31 protein-coding genes, 1 tRNA gene and 2 pseudogenes are annotated in these 25592 nt (G+C 61.1%); 15 read left to right on the top strand and 19 right to left on the bottom strand.

The annotated features are described in order from the left end of the window. The first annotated feature begins 401 nt into the window (after positions 1 to 401). The 5 genes and pseudogenes from AC1DYF_RS28785 to AC1DYF_RS28805 all read left to right on the top strand — a co-directional run. Positions 402 to 659 (top strand): ribbon-helix-helix domain-containing protein, encoded by a 258-nt coding sequence (locus AC1DYF_RS28785; RefSeq protein ID WP_477880818.1) that lies wholly within the window; start codon positions 402 to 404, stop codon positions 657 to 659. Next, positions 659 to 1026: pseudogene (locus tag AC1DYF_RS28790) on the top strand (type II toxin-antitoxin system RelE/ParE family toxin). The gene AC1DYF_RS28785 and the pseudogene AC1DYF_RS28790 overlap by 1 nt, the downstream one beginning before the upstream one ends. Before the next feature lie 120 nt (positions 1027 to 1146). Continuing rightward, positions 1147 to 1440, top strand: coding sequence for a hypothetical protein (locus AC1DYF_RS28795; protein WP_477880819.1), 294 nt, complete (start codon positions 1147 to 1149; stop codon positions 1438 to 1440). Beyond that, positions 1437 to 1919, top strand: coding sequence for a nucleoside deaminase (locus AC1DYF_RS28800; RefSeq protein ID WP_477880820.1), 483 nt, complete (start codon positions 1437 to 1439; stop codon positions 1917 to 1919). The genes AC1DYF_RS28795 and AC1DYF_RS28800 overlap by 4 nt, the downstream gene beginning before the upstream one ends. Before the next feature lie 267 nt (positions 1920 to 2186). Continuing rightward, positions 2187 to 2468: pseudogene (locus AC1DYF_RS28805) on the top strand (type IIL restriction-modification enzyme MmeI); the annotation flags it as partial. Positions 2469 to 2550: 82 nt separating this feature from the next. Here AC1DYF_RS28805 and AC1DYF_RS28810 read toward each other — a convergent pair. The 11 genes from AC1DYF_RS28810 to murA all read right to left on the bottom strand — a co-directional run bounded on the left by AC1DYF_RS28810 (position 2551) and on the right by murA (position 8916). After that, positions 2551 to 2784 carry a hypothetical protein gene (locus AC1DYF_RS28810; protein ID WP_477880866.1) on the bottom strand — a complete coding sequence of 78 codons (234 nt, stop codon included), beginning with the start codon at positions 2782 to 2784 and terminating at the stop codon, positions 2551 to 2553. Positions 2785 to 2872: 88 nt separating this feature from the next. Then, positions 2873 to 3076 carry a hypothetical protein gene (locus AC1DYF_RS28815; protein ID WP_477880821.1) on the bottom strand — a complete coding sequence of 68 codons (204 nt, stop codon included), beginning with the start codon at positions 3074 to 3076 and terminating at the stop codon, positions 2873 to 2875. A 239-nt stretch (positions 3077 to 3315) separates the two neighbouring features. Further along, a tRNA-Phe gene (locus AC1DYF_RS28820) sits at positions 3316 to 3391 on the bottom strand. 144 nt (positions 3392 to 3535) lie between these two features. Further along, a complete protein-coding gene (gene yacG / locus AC1DYF_RS28825) occupies positions 3536 to 3766 on the bottom strand; it encodes a DNA gyrase inhibitor YacG (protein ID WP_477880822.1) in 231 nt (76 codons plus the stop codon). Next, complete coding sequence (locus AC1DYF_RS28830; protein WP_477880823.1) at positions 3745 to 4368, bottom strand: Maf-like protein; 624 nt, start codon at positions 4366 to 4368, stop codon at positions 3745 to 3747. Before AC1DYF_RS28830 ends, yacG begins: the two co-directional genes overlap by 22 nt. 30 nt (positions 4369 to 4398) lie before the next feature. Further along, positions 4399 to 4617 (bottom strand): translation initiation factor IF-1, encoded by a 219-nt coding sequence (gene infA, locus AC1DYF_RS28835; protein WP_004117876.1) that lies wholly within the window; start codon positions 4615 to 4617, stop codon positions 4399 to 4401. A 150-nt stretch (positions 4618 to 4767) separates the two neighbouring features. Then, positions 4768 to 5235, bottom strand: coding sequence for an arsenate-mycothiol transferase ArsC (locus AC1DYF_RS28840; protein ID WP_477880825.1), 468 nt, complete (start codon positions 5233 to 5235; stop codon positions 4768 to 4770). A 5-nt stretch (positions 5236 to 5240) separates the two neighbouring features. Continuing rightward, on the bottom strand, positions 5241 to 5717 hold the full coding sequence (locus tag AC1DYF_RS28845; RefSeq protein ID WP_477880826.1) for a UPF0262 family protein: 477 nt from the start codon (positions 5715 to 5717) through the stop codon (positions 5241 to 5243). Between the two features lies 1 nt (position 5718). After that, on the bottom strand, positions 5719 to 7017 hold the full coding sequence (hisD, locus tag AC1DYF_RS28850) for a histidinol dehydrogenase (protein ID WP_477880827.1): 1299 nt from the start codon (positions 7015 to 7017) through the stop codon (positions 5719 to 5721). Positions 7018 to 7064: 47 nt separating this feature from the next. Next, positions 7065 to 7502 carry a DUF2948 family protein gene (locus tag AC1DYF_RS28855; RefSeq protein WP_477880828.1) on the bottom strand — a complete coding sequence of 146 codons (438 nt, stop codon included), beginning with the start codon at positions 7500 to 7502 and terminating at the stop codon, positions 7065 to 7067. Positions 7503 to 7623: 121 nt separating this feature from the next. Continuing rightward, positions 7624 to 8916, bottom strand: a complete 1293-nt coding sequence (gene murA, locus AC1DYF_RS28860) for a UDP-N-acetylglucosamine 1-carboxyvinyltransferase (protein ID WP_477880830.1) — start codon at positions 8914 to 8916, stop codon at positions 7624 to 7626. 226 nt (positions 8917 to 9142) lie between these two features. Between murA and AC1DYF_RS28865 the strand changes: the two genes are divergently transcribed. Further along, positions 9143 to 10018, top strand: a complete 876-nt coding sequence (locus tag AC1DYF_RS28865; protein ID WP_477880831.1) for a DUF72 domain-containing protein — start codon at positions 9143 to 9145, stop codon at positions 10016 to 10018. Between the two features lie 57 nt (positions 10019 to 10075). Here the strand turns inward: AC1DYF_RS28865 and AC1DYF_RS28870 are convergent, their stop codons facing one another. Next, a complete protein-coding gene (locus AC1DYF_RS28870) occupies positions 10076 to 10714 on the bottom strand; it encodes an outer membrane protein (RefSeq protein WP_477880832.1) in 639 nt (212 codons plus the stop codon). A 464-nt stretch (positions 10715 to 11178) separates the two neighbouring features. Here AC1DYF_RS28870 and AC1DYF_RS28875 point away from each other — a divergent pair, with 464 nt between their 5' ends. From AC1DYF_RS28875 to AC1DYF_RS28895, 5 genes are all read left to right on the top strand, one after another. Next, entirely contained in the window at positions 11179 to 11445 is a 267-nt protein-coding gene (locus AC1DYF_RS28875) for a hypothetical protein (RefSeq protein ID WP_477880834.1), read from the top strand. An 11-nt stretch (positions 11446 to 11456) separates the two neighbouring features. Further along, on the top strand, positions 11457 to 11636 hold the full coding sequence (locus AC1DYF_RS28880; protein WP_477880836.1) for a hypothetical protein: 180 nt from the start codon (positions 11457 to 11459) through the stop codon (positions 11634 to 11636). Positions 11637 to 11970: 334 nt separating this feature from the next. Further along, positions 11971 to 12423, top strand: a complete 453-nt coding sequence (locus AC1DYF_RS28885) for a helix-turn-helix domain-containing protein (protein ID WP_477880837.1) — start codon at positions 11971 to 11973, stop codon at positions 12421 to 12423. Positions 12424 to 12469: 46 nt separating this feature from the next. Further along, positions 12470 to 14395, top strand: coding sequence for a BTAD domain-containing putative transcriptional regulator (locus AC1DYF_RS28890; RefSeq protein WP_477880839.1), 1926 nt, complete (start codon positions 12470 to 12472; stop codon positions 14393 to 14395). A gap of 294 nt (positions 14396 to 14689) precedes the next feature. Beyond that, positions 14690 to 14923 carry a hypothetical protein gene (locus AC1DYF_RS28895; protein ID WP_477880841.1) on the top strand — a complete coding sequence of 78 codons (234 nt, stop codon included), beginning with the start codon at positions 14690 to 14692 and terminating at the stop codon, positions 14921 to 14923. A gap of 39 nt (positions 14924 to 14962) precedes the next feature. On the opposite strand, the gene AC1DYF_RS28900 is transcribed toward AC1DYF_RS28895, so the two are convergent. Together AC1DYF_RS28900 and rhaM are read right to left on the bottom strand one after the other, a co-directional pair. Then, a complete protein-coding gene (locus AC1DYF_RS28900) occupies positions 14963 to 15709 on the bottom strand; it encodes an SDR family NAD(P)-dependent oxidoreductase (RefSeq protein ID WP_477880843.1) in 747 nt (248 codons plus the stop codon). Between the two features lie 34 nt (positions 15710 to 15743). Continuing rightward, on the bottom strand, positions 15744 to 16037 hold the full coding sequence (gene rhaM / locus AC1DYF_RS28905) for an L-rhamnose mutarotase (RefSeq protein WP_477880863.1): 294 nt from the start codon (positions 16035 to 16037) through the stop codon (positions 15744 to 15746). 291 nt (positions 16038 to 16328) lie between these two features. Here rhaM and AC1DYF_RS28910 point away from each other — a divergent pair, with 291 nt between their 5' ends. Together AC1DYF_RS28910 and AC1DYF_RS28915 are read left to right on the top strand one after the other, a co-directional pair. Continuing rightward, positions 16329 to 17651 (top strand): vanadium-dependent haloperoxidase, encoded by a 1323-nt coding sequence (locus tag AC1DYF_RS28910; protein WP_477880845.1) that lies wholly within the window; start codon positions 16329 to 16331, stop codon positions 17649 to 17651. 2 nt (positions 17652 to 17653) lie between these two features. After that, entirely contained in the window at positions 17654 to 19258 is a 1605-nt protein-coding gene (locus AC1DYF_RS28915; protein ID WP_477880846.1) for a CRTAC1 family protein, read from the top strand. A 30-nt stretch (positions 19259 to 19288) separates the two neighbouring features. Here AC1DYF_RS28915 and AC1DYF_RS28920 read toward each other — a convergent pair whose 3' ends face one another. Genes AC1DYF_RS28920 through AC1DYF_RS28940 form a run of 5 tightly spaced genes read right to left on the bottom strand, consistent with a single transcriptional unit; the run spans position 19289 to position 23477 of the window. Then, the gene (locus AC1DYF_RS28920) at positions 19289 to 19693 is read right to left on the bottom strand and encodes a DUF2177 family protein (protein WP_477880847.1); all 405 of its coding nucleotides are present in this window, start codon (positions 19691 to 19693) and stop codon (positions 19289 to 19291) included. Positions 19694 to 19706: 13 nt separating this feature from the next. Then, the gene (locus AC1DYF_RS28925) at positions 19707 to 20075 is read right to left on the bottom strand and encodes a DUF2147 domain-containing protein (protein WP_477880849.1); all 369 of its coding nucleotides are present in this window, start codon (positions 20073 to 20075) and stop codon (positions 19707 to 19709) included. A gap of 11 nt (positions 20076 to 20086) precedes the next feature. Beyond that, the gene (locus AC1DYF_RS28930) at positions 20087 to 21316 is read right to left on the bottom strand and encodes a class I SAM-dependent methyltransferase (protein ID WP_477880851.1); all 1230 of its coding nucleotides are present in this window, start codon (positions 21314 to 21316) and stop codon (positions 20087 to 20089) included. Then, positions 21313 to 22119 (bottom strand): DUF1365 domain-containing protein, encoded by an 807-nt coding sequence (locus AC1DYF_RS28935; protein WP_477880853.1) that lies wholly within the window; start codon positions 22117 to 22119, stop codon positions 21313 to 21315. The genes AC1DYF_RS28930 and AC1DYF_RS28935 overlap by 4 nt, the downstream gene beginning before the upstream one ends. After that, a complete protein-coding gene (locus AC1DYF_RS28940; RefSeq protein ID WP_477880855.1) occupies positions 22116 to 23477 on the bottom strand; it encodes an NAD(P)/FAD-dependent oxidoreductase in 1362 nt (453 codons plus the stop codon). Before AC1DYF_RS28940 ends, AC1DYF_RS28935 begins: the two co-directional genes overlap by 4 nt. A 228-nt stretch (positions 23478 to 23705) precedes the next feature. Between AC1DYF_RS28940 and AC1DYF_RS28945 the strand changes: the two genes are divergently transcribed. Further along, positions 23706 to 24470: a DUF1295 domain-containing protein gene (locus AC1DYF_RS28945; protein ID WP_477880864.1), complete on the top strand. Its 765-nt coding sequence runs from the start codon at positions 23706 to 23708 to the stop codon at positions 24468 to 24470. Further along, complete coding sequence (locus AC1DYF_RS28950) at positions 24467 to 25504, top strand: SAM-dependent methyltransferase (protein ID WP_477880857.1); 1038 nt, start codon at positions 24467 to 24469, stop codon at positions 25502 to 25504. The genes AC1DYF_RS28945 and AC1DYF_RS28950 overlap by 4 nt, the downstream gene beginning before the upstream one ends. Positions 25505 to 25592: the final 88 nt, after the last annotated feature.

Below are 25592 nucleotides of genomic sequence, written 5' to 3' on the forward strand. Positions count from 1 at the left end.
GTTTTAAGCCGAAAGACATGCGTCAACCGGTCGCAGGGTAGCTCGGTTCGGCGGCGTCAGCACGTCTGCAAGTCCGATTCTCACGCTGCTGTCAGCGTCCGGACACCAGACACTTCGATCTCACGTTCGGCGTTACAAGTGCCATAAGCCGCCTGCATCCGGACCCAAACCGCCGGGGCCATTGCCGATCCCTCCGTTCGGATCAGTTTGCCGTTTTCAGGGCACCAGAATGTCAAATATTGACATCGCTGCTTGCGTGCGGAACAATCCGCCTAGAGCATGTCGCCCGAAAGGGTAAAGCGGTTTCGGGATAACGACATGCAAGAACAAAAGCTTAGAGCGCGGTTCTGATTCCATCAGAATGCAAAGCGCTCTAAGAGTCTGAAAAGGAGGGCGTGGTCATGACCAGCAGCCTGCATGTAAGTTTACCCGACGAAATGCGCGCGTTCGTCGATATGCGCGCCAATGGAAAGAACCAGTACACAACTCCAAGCGAATATGTGCGCGCCCTTATTCGAGCGGATATGGCACGCGAAGAGGATCGCCGGTATGCGATCCGCTCCCTGTTGCGAGCGAAAGATGAGTTTCGTCGCGGAGAGGTGCTGCCATTGTCCGCCCTCGATGCCGTCGATGCCGAACTGGATGAAGAGCTGCGGTAGTGGCTCCTCGCGTTTTGATCTTGCCGCTGCCGTCGACAATTATCGTCTCGCCGTTCGCGAAACCGCGCGGAAATGGTCCCCTGAACAAGCCAAGATATATGGACGCCTGCTGCGGGCAGGTTTCGATTCCATCCCGGAAGCATACGCGCGAGCGAGCCGGAAAAAAGATGAGCGGGTTGGCAATTCTCTGTTCCGGCTTCACAAGATCGAGCACCACTACGCCGTCTATATGGTTGTAGACGAAGCAACGTTCGTCATTGCCGCCGTGCTGCACGAGCGAATGGATATTCCCACACAGGTGCAGGCGATCGAACGATTGACTGACAGAGATTATGAAGCCCTGATGGGACATCCTCGACGGGAGTGATGAACAAGTAATCCCGGCCGAAAGCGAACGCAGGACAGCGGTTCACGAAGACTATGGCGCTCACGCGCCGTCGCCTCCGAAGGCGATCTTGATGTCAGCAGGGATCAGCACCTAGTCTCAATGCGGCTCCTGCGCACGGCCAATTTCTATGCCAATATCGTACAGCTCGCGCGCGAAGAGGATATAGCGCGCGTCTTCGACATGGTGGGGCAGTCCGCGGCGCGCCTGCTCAAAATGCCCTACGGCCTGTTTGTCGGCGGCGACGCAACCATCGTGCTCGTTGGCTCCTCAGGCCCGAAGTCCGCCATACGTGAAATTGCCCGAGTCATCGCTGGCTGGAAAAATGGAGCCAAGAGCTTCGACAATGGGCGCCCGCAGCTCCACAAGCCAGCCACGAAAGGTACGCGCCCATGATAACGAATACCGACCTCAAGCATCTCTACCGCTGCGTCGAACTCGCAAGTGAAGCCGTGGACGCCGGCGACGAACCGTTCGGCTCCGTGCTGGTCGACGCCGACGGAAGCGTGCTTGCAGAGGATCGCAACCGTATCCACACATCGGGAGACGGAACGCAGCATCCGGAATTCACCCTGGCACGCTGGGCGGCCGAACACTTGGCGCCCGAGGCGCGGGCGCGGGCCACGGTCTACACCTCGGGCGAACATTGCCCGATGTGCGCGGCGGCGCACGGCTGGGTCGGGCTCGGCCGCATCGTCTATGCCAGCTCGTCGGAACAGCTCGGCCAATGGCGGGCGGAAATGGGCGTTGCCGAATCGCCGGTTCGCCGTGTCGCGATCGAGAAGATCCTGACCAGAGCCATTGTGGATGGGCCGGCGCCAGAACTTTCAGAAAAGGTGCGAGCGCTGCATGCCAAGCGACGTGGGATGGTCTAGCATCGGATACTAGCCGCAATAGATGCCCATAAAAATCCTCCACGGGTAGGCGGTCTTTGACGCTTCATGATGGGATCGGAGCCGGAGAACCCGATCTTTCGTAGTTCGGCAGCTGAGAGGATTCGAACGCCAGACACCGGGAACGGCAAGGCAGTTATTCGAAACGCCAATTCGACCAGGGTCGCCGCCTGCTCGCCGAAAGCGAGCGAATTAGAAAACCGCACACGCTTTAAGTAAGAATTTACGTGTTTTCCACACAATAATTTCATGAGGGAAGCACAAGGTAATAATTCTTTAAGTATCTCTGATTTTGTTGCGCGCTGGTCAGATCGAGAAGGCGGGCAAGAACGAGCGAATTATTCTCTTTTCTTGACTGAGCTTTGTGATGTCCTTGGGGTGGCGCATCCCGACCCCGCCAGCGCCTCCCATGAACTGAATGATTATGTCTTCGAACGCCGCGTCGAGCGTCAAATGGCAGACAACAGGCCAGAAGTGGGGCGGATCGACCTATACAAACGTGGGCATTTTATTCTTGAGGCAAAGCAAAGCCGCCAGCGTTCTGTATCGGACGCGCCGGCTAACTCTCTGCGGGTCGACGTTGCGTCATGTAACGGTCGTCCAATCCTCGTTATCATTTCGCCTTCAGCTTCTTCCCGAACTGATCGTGAGTTTTGTGTCGGTTGCGCCAAGCCTCGAGGCTGCTTGTATCGTGGCGAGGGGCCGTCTTCAACTGCGACACCTCCGTTTCGGGTTTAACCCGGACAATCATTCCATTGATCTCGATCTCGACGACGACACCGTGCTTCTTGGCGGTCATCGCCATGCGGTTGAGGTCAGATTGTCTGATCGTAGCTTTCTCGGTCACGCGAGCGTCCGGCGTTGTATGGCGGGAGCACATAACGCAAGCGATCACCCTTTGGCGAGGGCGAAGCGGGTGATAAATGACGTTCTTATCAGGGGTTCTGACTCGTCGCAGTTCGCGCCCTCAGTTCCTCAAGATCGCGCTTCAAACCGGCAACCTTGATGAGTGTGTCGAACTGGTTCATCGCCACAGCTGCAGCGAAGGCGCCTATTGCGATTGGCGCCGACTCATACGCCAGGTAGCCGACGGATAACCCGACCACAGCGGCCACAAGGTAGAGATATATCGGCTTCATTTGCCCATCCTTAAGCCCACATGACTTCTCGGCTGCAACCTGTCAGAGCTGCAGTCAAGACGCAAGCATTCGCCCTTTGTCGCGTTATCCATGTTGCATCCATGTCGCGTGGATTTGCCGAGCACAGTTTGAAACCGCTGGAAATCTCGGAAACTCCGTTGCAACATGAACGCGACATGAAAACCTGAAATCGAGAGCTCAGGATCGGCGCAAAGTGGTGTAAATCTCGGGGTTTATTATGGTGCCCAGGGGCGGAATTGAACCACCGACACGCGGATTTTCAATCCGCTGCTCTACCAACTGAGCTACCTGGGCATCTTTGCTTTCAGGCCCTTTCCAGACCTGCCGGGGAATGGTTCGCCCCGGAAGCGAGCGGGGTTATAGCATCTTGCCGGAGAGGTGCAAGCCCTGTGACAGATTTTTTTCAGTTTCTCACAAGGCCATGAAAAATAAGAATTTTCAGTCGCGATCGCTGGGCTGCGGAGCGTTCTCGTCATCGGCTTTGGTCTCGTCTTCGGAGACGGGAATGGCGTAAGAGCCGGAGAGCCAGCGGGAGAGATCGAGGTTGCGGCAGCGCTCGGAACAGAAAGGGTAGCTTTCGCGTGTCGAGGGACGCTCACATTCGGGACAGGGGCGTGTCTTGCGCAAAGGCGCGACGTTGGAGGCGGTCACAGGGCACCCTCCTTCCATTTTTCGTGGAACGCGAATCCCTCCCCGACCAGCAGGTTGACCGTCTCATAGAGCGGCAGGCCGACGACGGCTGTGTAGGAGCCGACGAGCTTCTGCACGAAGGTGCCGGCAAAGCCCTGGATGCCGTAACCGCCGGCCTTGCCGCGCCACTCGCCGGAATCGAGATAGGCGCGCAGTTCCATCGTCGTCAAACGCTTGAAGCGCACCTTGGTTTCGACCACCTTGATGCGCGCCTGGCTCGAGGGCGTCATCAGGGCGATGCCGGTATAGACCCAGTGGCTGCGGCCGGAGAGCAGGTGCAGTGCCGCGGATGCCTCTTCCAGATATTCGGGTTTGCCGAGAATGCGGCGGCCGACGGCGACCACGGTATCGGCGGAGAGAATGTAGCTGCCGGCCCATTGCGGATCGAGGCGGACCTGCTGGAAGGCAGCCTCGGCCTTTTCGCTCGCCAGACGGCGGGCGAGCGAGCGCGGATGCTCGGCGCGCCGCGGCGTCTCGTCGAGATCCATCGGCATGAGCTTATCGGGCTGGATGCCGGCCTGGGCCAGGAGATCGAGGCGGCGCGGCGAGCCGGATGCCAATATCAGCCGTTGTGTCAACACGTCCGCTATCCCGCGAGTTCTGGGCGTGGATTACTTGAAGCGATAGGTGATGCGGCCCTTGGTCAGGTCATAGGGCGTCATCTCGACCAGCACCTTGTCGCCGGCGAGAACACGGATGCGGTTCTTGCGCATGCGGCCTGCGGTATGGGCGATGATCTCGTGCTCGTTTTCCAGCTTCACGCGGAAGGTGGCATTCGGCAACAATTCGGTCACCACTCCCGGAAATTCCAGAACTTCTTCTTTCGGCATATACGCGATGTCTTCCTAGATGTTTTGAAGGGATGCCGAGCGGCTCCCTGAATTGGCGCGGAAACTACACAAGATGGGCGGCCTTGTGAACTGTTCGGGTGGCGCTATTTAGGCCTAAATCGCGCCATGTGCAAGGAAAGCACAGGATTTTTACGCCTGCTCGGTATTGGCGGCGGCGATATTCCTGAGGATGCGGCGCGTCAGGTGATCGCGCACCTCACGATAGGCGTTGAGAATCTGCTCGCGCGTGCCCGTGGCAACGGTCGGGTCAGGCGTTGCCCAGTAGACGACATCGGCCGCCCAGGAGCGGGTCAGGTCGAGGGCGGCGTGATGGGCTTCGGGCGCCAGTGTCACGATCAGGTCGAAATAGTCGTCCTCGAGATCATCGAGCAGATGCGGCTGGTGGCGGCCGAGCGTCAGCCCGACTTCCGCCAGTACCGTGTCGACGAAGGGGTCGCGCTCGCCGCGACGGACGCCGGCGGAGGCGACATAGACGCTCTGTGGCAGGTGATGGCGGGCAATTGCCTCGGCCATTGGCGAGCGGATGGAATTCATGCCGCACATGAAGAGCACCGCACCGGGTAGCTTCGGAGGGCAGATGTCGCCGGCGGCGTCCATGACCGTCAGCCCCGCCAGTAGAGCACGCAGACGAGCGTGAAGAGACGCCGGGCGGTGTCGAAATCGAGCTTGATCTTGCCCTTGAGCCGCTCTTCCAATGTCTCCGAGCCTTCGTTGTGGATGCCGCGGCGGCCCATGTCGATGGCTTCGATCTGGCTCGGCGTCGAGGTGCGGATCGCCTCATAATAGCTTTCGCAGATCATGAAATAATCCTTGATGATCCGGCGGAACGGCGTCAGCGACAGGATATGGGTGGCGACCGGCTCGCTCTTCTCGGTCAGGATCGTCAGCACCAGCTTGTGGTCGAGCAGCGACAGTTTCAGATGATAGGGGCCGCCCGCATGGCCAACCGGCTCGAAGAAATTCTCCTCCAAGAGGTCGAAGATCGCCACGGCACGCTCATGCTCGACATCGGGCGTCGACCGGCCAATCGATTCGTCCAGCGTGACATCCGAAAGCCGGTGGACCCCGTTCGCCGCCATCTTATCGCTCCGGATTGAGCCGGATGGCGACGGAGCGGGCATGGGCGTCGAGCCCTTCGCATTGCGCCAGCGTGATTGCCGATGGCCCGAGTTCGCGCAGCGGCTCCGGACTGAGCTTGAGGATGGAAGACCGCTTCATATAGTCGAGCACCGACAGGCCGGAAGAGAAGCGGGCCGACCGCGCCGTCGGCAGGACATGGTTGGAGCCGCCGACATAATCGCCGATCACTTCCGGCGTGTGGCGGCCGAGGAAGAAGGCGCCGGCATTGCGGATCTTGCTCATCAGCGCCTCGGGGTGTTCAATGGCGATCTCGACATGCTCGGCGGCGATGCGGTCGGCGATCGGCGCTGCCGCATCCATGTTCGGTACGAGGATGATGGCGCCGAAGTCGCGCCAGGAGGCTGCGGCGGTTTCGGAGCGGGAGAGCTGTTTCAGCTGGCGCTCGACGGCGCCTTCCACGGCGCGGCCGAAAGCCTCGTCATCGGTGACCAGGATCGATTGGGCTCCGGTATCATGCTCGGCCTGGGCCAGGAGGTCGGCGGCCAGCCAGTCGGGATCGTTGTCGGCGTCGGCAATGACGAGCACTTCCGAGGGTCCGGCGATCATATCGATGCCGACCGTGCCAAAAACCTGGCGCTTGGCGGCGGCGACATAGGCATTGCCGGGACCGGTGATCTTGGCAACCGGCTGGATTGACTCGGTGCCGTAGGCGAGTGCGGCAATCGCCTGGGCGCCGCCGATGCGGTAGATCTCGTCAATGCCGGCAATGCGGGCGGCGGCGAGCACGGCGGGATTGATGGTGCCTGCGCGCGCCGGCACGACCATGACCAGGCGCGGCACGCCGGCGACCTTGGCGGGCACCGCATTCATCAGCACCGAACTCGGATAGCTGGCCGAGCCGCCCGGAACATAAAGGCCGACCGCCTCGATCGCCGTCCAGCGCGAACCCAGCGTCACGCCGAGTGCATCTTCGTAGATGTCGTCCTTGGGCAATTGGCGGCGGTGGTGCTTTTCGATCCGGTCGGCGGCGAGAAGCAGGGCCTCGCGGACTTGCGGGTCGATGGCGTCGAAGGCCTCGTCCAGTTCATGCGGCGCAACGCGCATCGCCGTCTTGTCGAAATCGAGCGCGTCGAAGCGCAGCGAATAATCCTTGAGCGCCGCATCGCCGCGGGCAACCACATCGGCGATAATGGCACGGACGGCCGCATTGACGTCCTCGGAGACTTCCCGCTTGGTGGTGAGAAAAGCCGCGAACTCCTTCTCGAAATCCGCGGATTGCCGGTTAAGCCAGATCGCCAAGGAACGCCCTCATAGACTGCAATGGAATGATAGGCGGCGCACCACCGTCAGGCCGCGCCGGGATGGCGCGGTTTCAGCGTCGTTTCCCACGTGCCGCCGGTATCCGCAAGCTGAACTTCGATACAGTCCACATCGAGCAGGATCGAGCCGCCGCCGGAGAGCACCAGTTCGATCGAGYCGTCAGGCCCCTCGCCTTCCTTTTCGAAGACGACGGCGAGCAGCGACAGCACTTTGTCGCTGGCCTTACGGTCGAAGCCCACCGAGCGCACGCCCTTGACCTGCTTGAAGCACAGCGCCGAACGGCTGCGCTCGAAACCTTTGCTGGCACGTTCGGCCGCTTCCCAGTCGAAGCGGTTGACAGCAAGGGTAAAACTCTTGTTCTTCGGGGTATAATCGAGATCACCGACGCGCAGGACGGCGTCCTGCATGTGGGCGGAGATCACCGTCAGGTCCTCGTCATCGAGGGCGAGAAGTTTCAAGGGCATTTTATCATCCAGTACCGCGCGCACGCCCGCCGGATTTCAATCAACCGGCCGGGCCATTTTCTCGATACTTCAGATAGGACGAGCGGCCGTTTTGCGCAACCGCTCTATGACATCGGATAAATCAGCCGCTGATCCGCTCGACAATGGCGCCGCAGCGCGTCAGCTTCTCTTCCAGCCGCTCGAAACCGCGGTCGAGATGGTAGACGCGCGACACCATGGTCTCGCCTTCGGCGGCGAGGCCGGCGATCACCAGCGACACGGAGGCGCGCAGGTCGGTCGCCATGACCGGGGCGCCCTTGAGGCGGTCGACGCCCTCAATGCGGGCGGTCTGGCCATTGAGCGAGATTTTCGCGCCAAGCCGGGCGAGTTCCTGCACATGCATGAAACGGTTCTCGAAAATCGTCTCGGTGATGTGCGAGGCGCCGCTCGATTTGGTCATCAGGCCCATGAACTGCGCCTGCAGGTCGGTCGGGAAGCCCGGATAGGGATCCGTGACCACGTCGACCGGGTGGATGCCGCCGCCATTGCGGTAGACACGGATGCCGCGTTCCGTCGGCGTGATGTCGGCGCCGGCACGGCGAATGGCTTCGAGCGCGGTGTGGAGATAGTCGGCCCTGGTGTCGATCAGTTCGACATCGCCGCCGGTCATGGCCACAGCCATGGCATAGGTGCCGGTCTCGATACGGTCAGGCATGACGCGATGGCGGGCACCGGAAAGCAGCGGCACGCCTTCGATGGTGATGGTCGCGGTGCCGGCACCCGAAATCTTTGCGCCCATGGCATTGAGGCAGGCCGCGAGGTCGACGACTTCGGGCTCGCGCGCGGCATTGCCGATCACCGTCGTGCCGTTGGCAAGGCTGGCGGCCATCAGCATCACATGGGTGGCGCCGACCGAGACCTTCGGGAAAGTATAACGGCAGCCGACCAGGCCATCCTTGGGCGCCTTGGCATTGACATAGCCGCTGTCGATCTCGATCTCGGCGCCGAGTGCCTGCAGGCTTTCGAGGAAGAGGTCGACCGGACGCGTGCCGATGGCACAACCGCCCGGCAGGGAAACGCGGGCCTGGCCGGCGCGGGCGAGAAGCGGGCCGATCACCCAGAAGCTTGCCCGCATGCGCGACACCAGTTCATAGGGCGCGGTCACATCGGCAATGGTGCGGCAGGTGAAATGCATCGTGCGGGCATAGGAGCCGTCCTGGTGCTCGCGGCGGCCGTTGACGGAAATGTCGACGCCGTGATTGCCGAGGATGCGGCAGAGCAATTCGACGTCGGCGAGATGCGGCACGTTTTCGAGCGTCAGCGTGTCGCTGGTCAGCAGCGATGCGATGATCAGCGGCAGGGCCGCATTCTTGGCGCCGGAAATCGGAATGGTACCACTGAGCGGCTGTCCGCCGACAATTCTGATGCGATCCATGAAAATATAGTCCCCTTGAGACGCCGAAGGACGTCTCCATCTCTACCCGGCCATGTAGCGAATTGTTGTCGCCGATTCAAGGAATGGCCCTAATCGTTTTAGCCGGACGATTTTGGGAAAATTGCGGCGGTTCTCCTACTCACCATCGCTGCCAAGCAATTCGCCGGGCCGGTCGTCTTCCGCCCCCTCGCGGCGCGCCCGCGCCTGGAGCTTGCGGCGGGCAAGATTGGCGCGCAACTCCAGCTTCAGCCGCTCGGCGCGTTTGTCGGCGGCTGTCTTTCTCTCTGGTTTTTCCGGCTTATCCTCGGCCATGGCTTTTCATAGCGCAAAATTCGGGCGCGGCAAACCAAAGTCGAGAGGAAGCGTTGAAGAGGGTGGAGGAACGACCATGGTCTTTATCGGCACGGCCGCGTGGAGCATGGCGAAATCGGCGGCGAATCGGTTTCCACAAGACGGTTCGTCGCTGCATCGCTATGCGAATGTACTGGATGGGGTCGAGGTCAATTCGTCGTTCTACCGGCGCCACAGACCGGAGACCTGGCAGCGCTGGGCCGACAGCGTGCCCGACCGGTTCCGGTTTGCTGTGAAGACGCCGAAACGGATCACGCATGAACTGCGACTTACCAGCGCTGAAGCGGACGTGGACCTGTTTCTCGCCGACATCCGTCCGCTGGACGAGAAGCTCGGACCAATCCTCATGCAATTGCCGCCGAAACTGGTATTCGAGTCCGCAGTCGTCGAAGCTTTCCTGACGCACCTGCGTTCCGCTTTTGCCGGCTGCATCGTCATCGAACCACGACATCGGAGTTGGAGCTCGCCGGAGGCAACCATGTTGTTGTCAGTGAACGATGTGATGCGCGTGACGCCGGATCCGCCGGTGATCGCCGTTGAGACGCCGGCGGACCGAACGGGTTTCCTTTATCTCCGGCTGCATGGTTCGCCAAAAGTCTACTATTCCTCCTATAGCGATGAAGATATCGCGCGCTATCGCCGACAGCTGGACCGGGCCTCACCCGACAGCTGGTGCATTTTCGACAATACCGCTTCCGGAGCCGCCTTGCCCAATGCGCTGACCATGCTCGACCAGTGCCGGCACAAATGAAAACGCGCCCGGCGGACGGGCGCGTTTTCATTGTCCCTAAGCTCCTTGAACGGAAACTTAGAATTTGTAGCCGATGCCGAGGATGACTTCGTGCTGCTGCGGGTTGAAGTTCACGCTCTTGATATCCTTGCCGCCGAAATCGTTGAAGCGATACTCCGCACGGGCAAACATGTTGTCGGTGAACTTGTAGTCGACGCCGAGACCCAGCGTATAACCATTGAGCGTCTTGGTGCCCTTGCTGGTCGGGCCTGCCAGATCGACATAGCCACGGGTGACCGTCCAGCCACCGGCTGCGTAAAGCAGGGCATTGTCCATTGCATAACCGACGCGGGCGCGAACCGAACCCTGCCAGTCGGTACCGTAGTCGGTGCGGGAGGTCGTGGCCTTGTTCCAGTTGTAGCTGAAGTCGCCTTCCGCGCCGAGCACCAGATTGTTGTCGAACTGGTAGTTATAGCCGGCGAAGGTGCCCAGCAGACCGCCGAATTCGGTGTGCTTAGCCGTTGCCCCGTTGAAGTCGAGATGGCTGTTCAGCCACTCGGCACCGCCCATGACGCCGATATAGGGACCATCCCAACCGGCCGGCACGGCAACTTGCGCAGGCTCAGGCGCCGCCGGCACTGCATCGATCGCATCTGCAGCAAAAGCCGTCGGCGCGATGGACGCGAGCACGGCGGAGAGCAGAAGTGCCTTCTTCATTTTCATTCTCCTTCAACATTCGCCCGGGCAAACACCCACGGGCTGATGCAGTGGTCTGCTTCACGCGAACGAAGCGGCAGCCCGATCGGCGCAGATCACATCACTCACATGGGGATGCTCCCCAATGCCTCAAACAGCTAGGCGCGCTTTGTGTTCCAAATAAGCTAATAAAATGGATGCGAATATTTGGCGCAGGTAGAAATTATCCCTTCTTCATCAATGGCTTACAGAAGGCACTGTGATTGTGAATGGCTGACCTGCAGAGATAGCATCCGTGGATGTGGCGGTTTTGTGAACTGCCACGATATAGCCCGAATTGATGCTGGCACCGAAGGCACGGGAGATTGAAAAGCTCCTCCTGTGGTTTGAATTTGCAATGCAAATCTATCACCGCGCGAGCGGAACAATATCCCGTAGCCGGTCTTTTACCGCCATGACGATCATCGAGATCTGGAGCAAGGGACATGGACGCGAACAATGAAAAGGAGACGAGGCAGCGTGCACACGCAGCCGAAGATGCACTTCTCATCCTGATCGACCGGCTGGCCATGCGTGGCGTGATCTCCGTCGACGAAGGCATAGACATGCTGCAGGTGCTGTCGCGCGGTGGCGATCAGTCGGCGGCCCGCATTTCGCAATCGCTCAACCTGTTGAGCCAGCTCCGCCGCCTCAGGCAGGGCAACGGCTCGACCGCCCCCGGTGCGCCCGCGAACGGCCCATTGCTCGGTTGAGGAGGGTGACAATGGCAGAGAAAACGGACAAAACCGAGACAGGCGGCGAGCCGCCGGAACCTGACACGGTGACGGACAAAAAGGCGAAGCAGGCCGTCGAAGGCGGCGGCCGCGCCAAGGGCAAGAGTGATGCCGAGCATGTGAAGGCGGCGGTGACCGACCTGGACAATGGTCTCTCGGTCAAGAAATAATTGCGGCGCACCAAAACCTCTCGCCGCGATCCCGGTTCCGGTCGTGGGTTCGCGACATCTCCTGCGCCTCCGATCGAGCTCAGCCCCCCCTTCCTGCTGCACCCTGATCCAGGTCTGCACAGGCGATTGACATCTGCCAATTGCTTCCACGAAAATGGCACGGCGGCTTGCATCGCCCCGACACGCGCGCTGCATGCGGACGGCATTTCCTGTCCATATCGCCATGATCCGACATTTCCTCCTATACAGGTGCAAATTTTTGGCTATCGTAGGAGTTGAAGCAGGCGGGCCGCTCCGGGGCCTGTCGCGTTGGAACGATGAGCCGAGGTAGAAAATGTCAGTCAAATCTCCCAATCCCATCGATGTCTTCGTCGGCGCACGCGTGCGGCTGCAGCGACAGGTCTTGGGCATGAGCCAGGGAACCCTCGCCGGTGCCCTCGGCATCACATTCCAGCAGATCCAGAAATATGAGAAGGGCACCAACCGCATCGGCGCCAGCCGGCTGCAGGAGATCGCCAATGTCCTCGGCGTTCCCGTCAGCTTCTTCTTCCGCGACGGTGACGACCTGCCGGCGACCACCACCGGCATCGGCGTCCCCACGGCGGAAGCCAACAGTGTCATGCAATATCTTTCCACTGCCGACGGGCTGAAGCTCAACCAGGCATTCGTGCGGATCAAGGATCCGCAGATCCGCAAATCGATCATCACTTTCGTCGAATCGCTGGCTGGTGGCGGCAGACATATGCCGGGCGAGGCAGCCAAATTGTCCAAACCGCTTTTTGTGTAGCCCTCATGCCGCCGTGGACGACCATGGCGGTCCTCCGGAGCATTCCTTGACCTTTCGGGTGGTGACGTTCGGTGATCTCAGGCTCACCGATTCCGTGAGCGCGACAGTGCCCTACCCGGAAAAGGCGCTGATTGCGATCTGTTACCTACTCACCGCCAAAGGGTTCGAGCGCACACGCAGCGACGTCGCGCAATTCCTCTGGGGGAGCGCCGACAGCCGCAGCGCCATGGGCAATCTCCGGACACTCCTGTCTCGCGTCAAGAACCGGCAGGCCGAGATCGGCAGACAACTGATCATCGCGCGCGACCTGACCATCGCGATCGATCCCGCGCTCGTCGAGGGTGATTTCGTCCTTCTCGGCCAGGACATGCCAAACAGCGAGGCACTCCTCAAAACCTTCTTGCAGCAGTGCCATGGCGTCTTCCTCGCCGATGCCGACGATCTCTCCGAACGGGGCCGCGACTGGATCACGGCGCAACGGGAAAGCCTGGCCGACCGCATTTCGCACACGCTGGATGAGATGAGCGACAGTGATCTCGGCGTGCACCACATGCTCGTCCAGGAAAGCGCCTACCGGCTCATGCAGATCGAGCCGCAGCGCGAAGCGGCCTACCGCGCGCTGATGCGAATCCATCTTGTCGGCGGCCATCCCAATGCGGCGCGGGCAACGCTCGAACGGCTCAAGGATCGGCTCAAGCAGGATGTCGGCGCCGCGCCCGAGCGGTCGACTCTTGCCCTGCTGCCGGCGATCGCGACCGTCGAACCGCAGCCCAGGGTGACAGGGAGCCGTGAGGAAGGCGGCGGTGCCGACGCCGGATATCGCAGACATCTGCCGCGGGTTGCCCTGCTTCGTCCCACGGACATTGCCGGGGCAAGCCTCGTGCCGGGCCTTATCGAGGATGTCACACTCGGGCTCTGCAGCTTCAAGACCATTGCCATGATTGCGCCGCACACGGCCGACCGGATCGCCATAGCCACCGATCGCGCGGTCGCCTATGAGCAACACACGATCCGCTATGCGCTCGATACGCGGGTTCGGACCCAGGACGGCCACGAAAGCATCTTTGCCCAGCTGGTCGACATCCGCAACGATTCGGTCATCTGGGCCGATCGCTTCGACGCCGGCGTCGCCTCCCTGCCCCGCCAATATCGTGCGATGGCAAGCCGTATCATCGCCTCGGTGACATCAGGCATCGAAGAGATGGAAATCGAACGGCTCGGCTGCGAGCAGCATCCCAATGCCTATCAGTATTACCTGATGGGCCAGCGCTTCCTCAAGCGCATCGACCTGCCCGACATCCGCCGCGCCCGCAAGGCCTTCCGCCAGGCGATGAAGGAGGACCGGCGGTTTTCGGCAGCCCTTGCTGGGCTTGCTCGGGCCGATCATTTGGAATGGCTGCTCACCGCAAGGGGCGATGTCGCGCTGCTCAAGTCATCGGAGTTTTTTGCGCGGGATGCCATTCGCGTGCAAGACGGCAGCCCCGGCGGCTATCGGGAACTCGGCGTCGCAAAGCTCTATCAACACCAGTTCGACGAAAGCATCGAGGCGTTCGAAAAGGCCGAGGCCGCCTCACCTTGCCATGCCGACATGATCGCCGACTATGCCGACACCCTCGTGCACGCGTCCGACCCGGTGCGTGGGCTGGCGAAGATCGAAAGCGCGTTGGAGCTCAATCCTTTGGCGCCGGATGTCTACTATTGGACGGCGGCGGGCGCGAACTATTGCCTGGAACGCTATGAGACGGCACTCGACCGTCTCGGCCAGATGGAGGAGCAAGGTCCGGCTTCCAGGGTCGCCGCCGCGTGTTGGGGCATGCTCGGCGATCGCAAAAAGGCACAATTTTACCGACGCAAGGCGCTGGCGATCCATCCCGACTTCAACATCGAGACATGGCTGTCGATCATGCCGGTCAGGGAACAATGGCAGAAGGAGCAATACCGGGAAGGATTGCGCAAGGCGGGATTTGCGTGATCGTTTGCTTGGGATGTCAGCTGTTCTCAAACCGGAAGCGATCAACCCAAAGAAATGAGGCGCAAGAGCGCCTCCATCAGTGATAGAAGATAACAAAAGACCAGTTCTTTTTAACAATCGTCAAGTGAATGGCAAATCTCGTGCACTTCTTCGTCTGATAAATTGCTGCAACTTGGTTGTATCAACCAACACAACCCTCCGAAGAACGACCGTGTAACGCTCGTGTAACGCCCGATGTCTTAGTTTTTGTAAGGCAATCACAATTGTAGCGATTGCGCGTTCAAGGGGGCTTTGATGACAAAACAGATATCGACCGTGAGTAGCACGGAGTTCGAAAAGGAATTGGCTGCATTGGCAAGGATGGTCACGCATGCGCGCCAGACCGCACAGGACCTGGGCACCACCATGCCGACATATTGCCTGGATGTCGCCTTGGCAGCCATCATCGAAGAGATGGAGATGCACGGTGTCGACTTGCGCAAGGGCGAGATGAAAACGGATACCGGTATCACGGCACATTACAATTAAGCAGCATAGTGACCGGGTGCAGTAGGGGGCATCCGATCGTCAATATGTCGCCCGACCGCCCGACAGGTCGAAAACCGCCGCCGTCGTGAAGCTGTTTTCCTTCGACACCAGCCAGGCCACCATGGCGGCGGCCTCATCGACCTCCAGGAAGCGGCCGCGGGGAATGCGCGAGCGCATATATTCGATGAACTCTTCCGACAGCGTGTCGAGGATGCGGGTCTGGGCGGTTGCCGGCGTGATGCAGTTCACCGCGATGTCAAAGCCGGCCAATTCCTTGCCGAGCGACTTGGTGAGCCCGATCACCGCGGCCTTCGACGCTGAATAGGCCGAGGCGTTGGGATTGCCTTCCTTGCCGGCGATCGAGGCAATATTGACGATGCGGCCGTAATTTCGCTCCTTCATCCCCGGCACCACGGCACGGTTGCAGTAAAAAGTGCCGTTGAGATTGATGTCGATGATCTGTTTCCAGAGCGCGATGTCATAATTGTCGAGCGAAGCGGTGGCGCCGGCAATGCCTGCGGAATTGACCAGGATCGACACCGGCGCGGCGATCTCCTCGGTCCTGCGGCGCGCCGCTTCGACCTGCTCCCAATCCGTCACGTCGACGACGAGGCTGGTCGTCTGTGCGCCGAGGCTTTGCTTTGCCGTTTCCAGCAGATCGGCATTGACATCCCAGAGCGTGGCCGTAGCGCCCGAGGCGACAAAGCGCCTGGCCATGGCAAAACCCAGTCCCTGTGCGCCGCCGGTGACCACGGCGTGCTGGCCGGAGAGATCGATGCTGTTCATGCGTCCTCCAAATTCCGTTCGATCCGTCGAGCGGCTATGCCATGTAGAACATCTTCTCCAGCGGCCGCTGCAGCGGTGTGTTCTGCGCGTCGGTCGCCATCACATCGGCCATATAGTCCCACCAGCGGCGCATGATCGCCTCCTGCGGCAGGCGATCCATCATATGGTCGGCCGGGCGCTTGAGAACGGCGAAAAGATGATTGGCTTCCTCGTCCAGCCAGATCGAATAGTCGGATATGCCGGCCTCTTTCAAAAGCGCCGAAAGCTCCGGCCAGATCTCGTGATGGCGGCGCTTGTACTCCGCCTTCATTCCGGGATTGAGGTTCATCCGGAAGGCAATGGTCTCAAGATCTGCAGATGACAACAGCTCCTCCCTGGTCTGGTACAATCGATCTTGCGGTACGTCCATCAGGATTCTCCGCTGCGCCACAGCTAGAACCTTTCCCGCCACCGATCAAGCCGCATGCAGGTAACAACAGTCCGGCAGTATTATCAAGAAGATAGGATTGGCGCCGGGTTTCGCCCGCAAGCGCCTTGTCACACCCTCTTGCAGATAATAAGAAGCCGTGCTTTTAATCGGTTTAAGCGGCCAGGCCGTGCGCTCGGGGGGAGTGTTCATATGCAGACTACGCGTCATATTTTATCAATTTTCCTGATTGCCGCGCTATCGTGGCTTGTCCTGCCGCTGACCGCCGCCCAGGCGAGCAGCTTGCCGCCCGAAATGGTGCTGAAGAACTGGTATCGGCTGGTGCTCGAACTCGTGCGGCATACGCCGACCTATTCGCCGCCGGTTGCCAGTCGTTCCTTTGCCTATTTCGGCATTACCACGTTCGAGGCGATCGCGACCGGCTCGAAGGACCTGAAATCGCTGGCCGGCCAGGTGCATGGCCTGACCGCGGTGCCTCAGCGCGAAGCCGGCAAGACCTATGACGACAGCATCGTGCTCAACGCCGCGCTGGCGGATGCCGCACAGAATTTCTTCACCCATACCGGCCCGACCGGCCAGCGAGCGCTGGCCGCCATGCAGAAGAAGATGCATGACAAGGTCAGCGCCGGCGTGCCGGCCGACGTGGTCGCCCGCAGCGAGGCGCATGGCAAGGCGATTGCCGACCATATCCTCGCCTGGTCGATGACCGATGGCGGTGCCGATATTCAAAATATGGGCTTCCCGTTGAGCTACAAGCTGACGCCCGGCCCGGCGCATTGGGTGCCAACCAGTACGATCGCGCAGCAACAGCTGCCGCTCTTGCCGGACTGGGGCAAGAACCGCACTTTCGCCATGCCGACGGGGGCGACCTGCCCGCTGCCGCCGCCGCTCGCCTATAGCGAAGACAAGAATTCCGAATTCTACAAGGAAGCCAAGGAAGTCTACGACACCGTCAACACCTCGACGCCGGAGCAGCGCGCCATCGCCCGCTTCTGGTCGGACGATCCGATGTTGTCGCCGACGCCGCCGGGCCACTGGATCTCGATTGCCATGCAGGCGTTCGAGCATGACCATGCCGATATCGAGAAAATGGTCGAGACCCAGGCACTGCTCGGCATCGCCGTCGCCGACGGCTTCATCGGCTGCTGGGATGCAAAATTCAAATATGATCTCGTCAGGCCGATCACCTATATCCGCCGGACCATGGACAAGAAGTGGGAGGCGATCCTGATCACCCCACCCTTCCCTGAATATCCGTCCGGCCATAGCTCCGCCTCTGCCGCRGCCGCCGTCGTGCTGTCAAAACTGTTCGGCGATCACTATGCCTTCGAGGACCATACGCACGAGGCCGATGGCCTGATCCGGCGGAAATATGCCGGCTTCTGGGATGCGGCGAAGGAAGCGGGCATTTCCCGTATGTATGGCGGCATCCATTTCCGTCACGCCATCGTGCTCGGCCTGGAACAGGGCCGCTGCATCGGCGCCTATGCCGCCAAACTCCAGACGAGGAAATAATCATGCGCACGCTGTCTTTCGGACTTGCCCTGATCACCCTCGGTTTGGCCGGTGCGGCCCATGCGGCCGACGCCAAGCTCGCCATCCCGACCTTCGTCGACGAGACGAAAAGCGCCGGCATCAATTCCATCTATGCCGGCGACTGGCAGTATATGGTGGGTGGCGGCGTCGCCACGTTCGACTGCAACGGCGACGGCTTTCCCGACATGTTCCTCGCCGGCGGCGAGAAGCCCGGCACATTCTACCGCAATGCCAGCAAGCGCGGCGGCGAACTGAAATTCGTCGCCGAGAACAGCGGCCTCGAATTGGATGCCGTGACCGGCGCCTATCCGATGGATGTCGATGGCGATGGCATTACCGATGTGGTGCTGCTCAGGGTCGGCGAGAACGCCATCATGCGCGGCCTGGGCAGCTGCAAGTTCGAGAAGGCCAATGCCGCATGGAATTTCGACGGCGGCAATTCCTGGTCGACTTCGTTCTCGGCGACCTTCGAGAAGGGCAATAACTGGCCGACGCTGGCCGTCGGCACCTATGTCGACCGCAACGAGGACACCTATCCCTGGGGCACCTGCACCGACAACTGGCTGCTCCGACCAGACTCGGCGACCGGGCGAAAATTCGCCAAGCCCTATCCGCTGAAGCCAAGCTTCTGCCCGCTCTCGATGCTGTTCACCGACTGGAACCGTTCGGGCACGCCGAGCCTGCGCGTCTCCAACGACCGCGAATATTACAAGGGCGGCCAGGAGCAGATGTGGAAGATCCCGCCCGGCCGCAAGCCTGAACTCTATACCCAGGCGGAAGGCTGGAAATACCTGCGCATCTGGGGCATGGGCATTGCCAGCTACGACCTGAATTTCGACGGCTATCCGGAATATTTCCTGACCTCGATGGCCGACAACAAGCTGCAGTCGCTGGCCGACATTCCCAAGGATGGCAAGCCAAAGCCCACTTACGCCGATATCGGCTTCAAGAAGGGTGTCACCGCCTTCAGGCCCTATACCGGCGGCGACTGGCATCCGAGCACCGCCTGGCATGCAGAGTTCCAGGACGTCAACAATGACGGCCTCGCCGACCTGTTCGTCGCCAAGGGCAATGTGGCGAAGATGGAAGACTTCGCCATGAAGGACCCGAACAATCTGTTGCTGCAGAAGGCAGACGGCACATTCGTGGAGGTTGGCGACAAGGCGGGCATCGCCAGTATGAATGTCGCGCGCGGCGCTGCGGTGACCGACTTCAATCTCGATGGAAAGCTCGATCTCGTGGTCGTCAACCGTTGGGTCGATGCGCAGCTCTGGCGCAATACCAGCACCGATGCCGGCAACTGGATCCAGTTGCAGCTCGTCCAGCCCGGCCCCAACCGCGATGCGATCGGTGCCTGGGTGGAGGTGAAATGCATGGGCGTCACCATGCGCCGCGAAATCACCGTCGGCGGCGGGCACGCGAGCGGCGAGCTCGGCTGGCGGCATTTCGGCATCGACAAGCTCGCCAAGACCGAGGTCCGGGTGATCTGGCCGGACGGCAAGGCAGGCGAATGGCAGACGGTGGATGCCAACAATTTCTACGTGGTCGAGCGCGACAAACCGGTGAAGGTGTGGCTACCGAAGTGACGGCGACCGGGCGGTTTGGCGGCGAATAGTTCAGCCTGAAAACCTGCGCGTCGCCCATTCGCTAATGCCGGCGGCGGCTGCCGACAGCATTGTGCCCCAGACGAGATCGGCGACGGTCAGCGTCGTCGACCAGTTCTTCAATGTCGCCTGGTTGGTGAGATCATAGGTGGCGTAGGCGAAGAAGCCGAAGGCGGCGCCATAGGCCATCGCGGTCGTCAGGCTGCCCGACTGCAGGCCTGGACGGACGGCGAAAAACACGAGGCCGGCGACATAGACGAGATAGAACAGCGCGGCCGGCGCCGGCCGGAACTGCGGCGCCAGCATGTCGCCCATGACAGGCTTGTAGAGAAGGCCGGCCATGGTGCTCAGCCAGACGAAGTCGATTGCCGCGAAGGCGATCAAGGCGGCGGCATAAGCGGTGACGTAGGACTTCATGGAGACTGCCCGCTCAGTTGATCTTCGTCCAGTTGACACCTTTGCAAAGCAGGCCGCCAAGCACGCAGCCTGTCGTCGTCATGCTGTCGCCGCTGACATCGAGCGACATCTTGTAGGTCATGTTGCGCTGCGGATCATAGGCGGACCCTTTGTAGTGGCCGTCCGTGACGGGGGCGATCGTCATCACCAGGACGTCACCCTTCTTTTCGCTCGGCGTACCCGGCTTGATCCAGGTATTGGTGGCGCAGATGTTGGCGCCGCATTTGGCAACCCTGACCCGCGCATTGCCATCACCGCGCGCCCATTGGCCGAAGGGCGTGACCGCATAGGCGGCTGAGGGCAGTGCGAGCGCAAGAACCATGATCGGCAATATTCTTCTCATCAGCTTTCTCCTCAATCGGTGTGCGTGATGACATAAAGCCCGACATCGATGGTCTGTTCCTCGAAGCCGGCCTCGCAATAGCAGAGATAATAATCCCAGAGCCGATAGAAGCGCTGGTCGAAGCCAAGCGCCGCGATCGATGGCCATTGCGCCTTGAAACGGCTGCGCCATTCGGCGAGCGTGCGGGCGTAGGATTTGCCGAAGTGCTCGATATCGGAGAGCACCAACCCGGCTTTGCCGACCGCCTTTGCCAGGACCGTATCGGAGGGCAGGAAGCCACCGGGGAAAACATATTTCTGGATGAAATCCGTCTTCCGGCGATAGTCCTCGAACCGCTTGTCTTCGATCGAAATGATCTGCAGCACGGCACGACCACCCGGCTTGAGGCAGCGTTTCAGGGTATCGAAATAGGACGGCCAATAGGCCTCGCCGACCGCTTCGAACATTTCGATCGAGACGATACGATCGAATGAGCCCTCAAGGTCCCGATAATCCTGGAGGCGGAGATCGATCCGCTCAGCCTTGCCGCTGTCATAGGCAGCCGCTTTCGCCCAGCTGAGCTGCGAAGGCGAAAGCGTGATGCCGGTGACCTTCGCATCTGCCTCGGTTGCGAGGTCAGCCGCAAGCGCGCCCCAGCCGCAGCCGATTTCGAGCACGGTTTCGCCGCCGGCGAGAGCGAGTTTCTCGCGCACCCTTTCGAGCTTCAGCGCCTGTGCGGCCTCGAGAGTGGGCGTCGTCGCGTCCCAGATTGCGGACGAATACAGCATGGAAGGGCCGAGCCACTGCTTGTAGAAATCGTTGCCGAGATCGTAATGCGCCTCGATATTGCGGCGGCTGCCGCGGCGGGTATTGGCATGGAACAGGTGACCGAGGCGGTTGAGGATCCGGCCAAACGGCGAGCCCTCGATCGCTGACGCGAGAACCTCGGTGTTGCGGGCGGCGAAGCGGATCAGAGCGGTCAGATCGGGCGTCGTCCAGTCACCCTCGATAAAACCTTCGGCAAAGCCGATATCGCCGCCGATCACCAGCCGGCGCAGCATGCGCCAACGATGCATGACGATCACCGCTTCCGGGCCGGGCTCAGTGCCGGTCTTGTCGATCACGGCGCCGGAGGGAAGCGTCACGCGCAGGCGACCATAGCGCAGACCGGCAAGCAGGCGACCGATCATGCGGACGCCAAAACCGCCGCTGCGGCTCTCGGTTTCCATCGCAGCCGGTGAAAAATCGTCGAGCTGACTCATCGCGCTTGGCTTCCCCCGATTTCGGAAATTGGAACAACAGAAACAGGCTCCGCAGGCGGAGCGGGGCGACCACGCAGCCGAACGCCCTTGAGCCAGAGCTTCAGCGCCTCCCAATGGATCCCCCCGATCACGCGCGCGGTAAGAAAAGGTATCGTGAAAAATGCCTTAAGCAAAGCGGAATCAGTCAGTTCGGTGCGGCGTGCAAGATGCCGCGCTGTGAGCAGCAAGCCCTGATCATCAAAGACATCGATGCGGATCGACAGCCGCTCGCCGGGCGGCGAGACGGTGAACAGATAATGGAGCTGCATATCCATGAAAGGCGAAACATAGAAGGCTTTATCGCAGTCTTGGACGATCTCGCCGGTCTGCCCCGGCGCAACCGGGATCATATAGGCGTGACGCTGGCCAAATGTGTTGTCGACCTCCCAGAGAATGGCGGCGAGTTCGCCGCTCTTGCAGTAGCAGAAGAAGGTGCTGAGCGGATTGAAAGCCCAGCCGAGCAGGCGCGGCATGGTGAGCAGGCGGATCGGGCCGCCATCCGCTGCGATTCCGGCGGCGTGCATGGCCTGCTCCACCTGACCCCGAAGATTCACGCCGGACCGGTCGCCGCGATCGCGGCGGTAAAAGGAGAACAGGTTGAAGCGGTCGACCGAGAACCAGCGCAGACGCCGGCCGAGATCGTCCAGTTCGTCCAGGTCGAGAAGCAGCGAATAGATGCGATAGGAAAGCTTGTGCACCTTCGGCCGCGCGCGCGCATGCGTCACATGCCCTGGAAACAGCGCCGATGCCAGAGCGTCGCTCATGCGAGCGCCTCCGTGCCGGCCGGATAGACGACCGGCTTGCGGACGATGCGGGCATTCTCCGCCGCAACCTGCCAGGGCCGGCTGAGGCCGCCCAGGTCCTCGGCGACCGCCAGCCCCGCCTGCAGCCCATCCTCATGGAAGCCCGAGCCGAAATGGGCGCCGCAGAACCAGGTGTTGCGGCGGCCCTGCAGCGACCAGAGTTCGTGCTGCGCCCGCTCGGTGGCGAGGTCGAAGATCGGATGCTCGTAGATTTGGCGGCGGATCACCGTTTCCTCCGATGGAGCCCGGCAAGGATTGAGCGTCACGAAAGTCGGCGGCGCCGAGCCCAGCGGCTGCAATCTGTTCATCCAATAGGTCACCGAGGGCTGGCAGAAGCCCGCCGCGCCGTCGTGCAGATAGTTCCAGCTCGACCAAGCGGCGCGGCGCTTCGGCATCAGCCTTCTGTCACTGTGCAGGATGGCTTCGTTGCGTGAATAGCGGAAGGCACCGAGGACACGGTGTTCCTCTTCTGTCGCGTCTTTCAACATGCGCAGCGCCTGGTCGGCGTGGGTGGCAATGACGACATCGTCGAAACGCCTGATCATGCCGTGCGCATCGGTGATTTCGACGCAATCCATACCGCGGCGGACCGCCTGGATCGGGGTGGATGTGTGGATGCGATCGGCGAAACGCGCCGTGAGGCGGCTCACATATTGCCGGCTGCCGCCGCGCACCGTGCGCCAGAGCGGCCGGTTCCACAGATTGAGCAGGCCATGATTGCCGCAGAAGCGCACGAAATTGGCGGCCGGATAGTCACCCACCTGCATGGCCGGCGTCGACCAGATCGCCGCCGCCATCGGATAGAGATGATCGTCGCGGAAGGCGCGGCCATAGCCGTTATGCGCGAGATATTCATCAAGTGACAGGTCGCCCATGACCGGCAGGTCGCGTGGCGCATTGCGATAGAAGCGCAAGACGTCGCGCATCAAAGACCAGAAGCGCGGATTGGCGAGGTTGGAGGCCTGCGCCAGAAGGCCGAAGCCGGTGCCGCCGGAATATTCGAAAGCGCCGTCGCCCATCGACACCGAAAACGACATGCTGGACGCCGCCGTCGGCACATCGAGTGTACGAAACAATGCTGTCAGATTGGGATAGGTCATCTCGTTATAGACGATGAAGCCGGTGTCGACGGCGATCCGGCCCGCCGGGCTGTCGAACTCCACGGTGTTGCTGTGGCCACCGACGCGGTCTGCGGCTTCGAACACTGTGACATCGTGACGTTCGGAGAGGAGCCATGCCGCCGACAGTCCGGAAATGCCGGTGCCGATCACGGCGATATTCAGCGGACGGCTGCCCCCAAGCCGGTCATGATAGCCCATGCTCCACTCCCATTTTTCGCGGAGCTGCAGATGTTTATCGCTCCTATCGATGCATACGGACAGGGTGCGCACTTGGTTTCACCGAGACAGTAAAAAGTTTCCTATATTTATTTTTGCGGCGGTAGAACTGTATGCGCCAATGCCGCGTAGCAATGTCAGCGCAATCGAAACGGAGCCGCCGTGAGCATCCTCGTCCTGATCAGCTTCGCGATCGGTCTCAGTCTTGCAATGGCGCTGGCCTGGGCGATCCAGCGCCTGACAGGGATGAGCGGCTGGATCGACACGCTCTGGTCCTTTGCCGTCGGCGTCGGCGGCGTGGCGGCGGCATTGCTGGGCGAAGGCGACCATCAGCGGCGTATGGTCATCCTGGTGCTTGTCATCCTCTGGTCCGGACGGCTCGGCAGCCATATCGGCATCCGCACGCGCGGCGGCGGCGAAGACCCACGCTATGCCGACCTGATCAAGCAATGGGGTGCCACCGCGGCTGTCAGGCTTTTCCTGTTCCTGCAGGTGCAGGCTGCGGCTTCCTTCGTGCTGGTGCTGGCGGTCTATTGCGCGGCGAGCAATCCGGCACCATTTGCGACCGGGTTCGACCTGCTGGCGATGATTGTCGGGGTTGGCGCGCTGATCGGCGAGGCAATCGCCGACCGGCAGCTCGCCCGCTTCCGCCGCAGTGCCCAGGGCAAGGTCGGCGTCTGCGAGATCGGCCTCTGGGCCTATTCCCGCCATCCCAACTATTTCTTCGAATGGCTGTTCTGGTGTGTCTGGCCGCTCTTGGCCATCAGCAGCCAGTTCCTCTGGGGCTGGCTCACACTGCTTGCGCCCCTCCAGATGTACGGGCTGCTGGTCTATGGCTCGGGCATTCCGCCACTTGAAAAGCACATGCTCGAAACGCGCGGTGACCGGTTCCGCTCGCTGCAGCGGCGGGTCAATGCATTTTTTCCAGGGCCGCGACGTTCCGGCGTCGTCAAGAAGAAGGGGACTGGCCGATGAACATGCTGGCTTTCGCAATCAATGCCGCCGAGCGCACGCCGATGCCGGATAGCCTGACCCTGGCCGGCATAGATTTCCTGTGCGGGCGAACGAAACGCCGGCTGGAAGAGGTGCCGGAGACGGCGGAGGCAGCTTTCGTGCTCGGCATGCAAGACTATCCGGTCGCCACCCATACCGACGATGCCAATGCGCAGCATTACGAACTGCCGCCGGAATTTTTCGCGGCGATCCTGGGGCCGCAGCGCAAATATTCCTGCTGCTTCTATGCTACGGACGCAACGTCGCTCGCCGAGGCGGAAAATATCGCGCTCGCGGAAACCACGCGGCACGCGCAGCTCAGCGACGGCCAGACGATCCTCGAACTCGGCTGCGGCTGGGGTTCGCTGTCGCTCTACATGGCCGAGCGTTTTCCGCATGCGCGCATCACCGCCGTGTCCAACTCGGCCTCGCAACGGGCTCACATCGAGGAACAGGCACATCTGCGCGGCCTGGCCAATCTCAAGATCATGACCGCCGACATGAACACGTTCTCGACCGACGAGCGGCATGACCGCGTGGTCTCGGTCGAAATGTTCGAGCATATGTCGAACTGGCGGCTGTTGCTCGAACGGGCGCACGGCTGGCTGAAAGATGACGGCAAACTGTTCCTGCACGTCTTCACCCATCGCAACCGCTCCTATCGTTTCGACCACAAGGATCAAAGCGACTGGATCGCGCAGCATTTCTTCACCGGCGGCATCATGCCGGCGCATGACCTGCCCAGCCGGTTTCCAGACCTGTTTGCCGTCGAAAGCGAATGGCGCTGGTCCGGCGTCAATTACCGCCGCACGGCGCTGGACTGGCTGGAGAATTTGGACAGGGAGAGTGAACGCGTCGATGCGATCCTGAAACAGGTCTATGGCAGCGACGCAAGCCTCTGGCGCCGACGCTGGCGGCTGTTCTTCCTAGCCACTGCCGGGCTCTTCGGCCATGACCATGGCGAGATCTGGGGTGTCGGTCATTATCTATTGGCGCCGGCAGGGGCGGCGGAGTGACATGGCTGCCACGCCTCGGCCGACCGATCCGCTGACAGCCGCCTCCGTGACTGTGGCGTGGGTGATCCTGCTCAACAAGCCGTTCTAC

The sequence above is a fragment of the Rhizobium sp. P2_G9 genome (assembly GCF_056403475.1).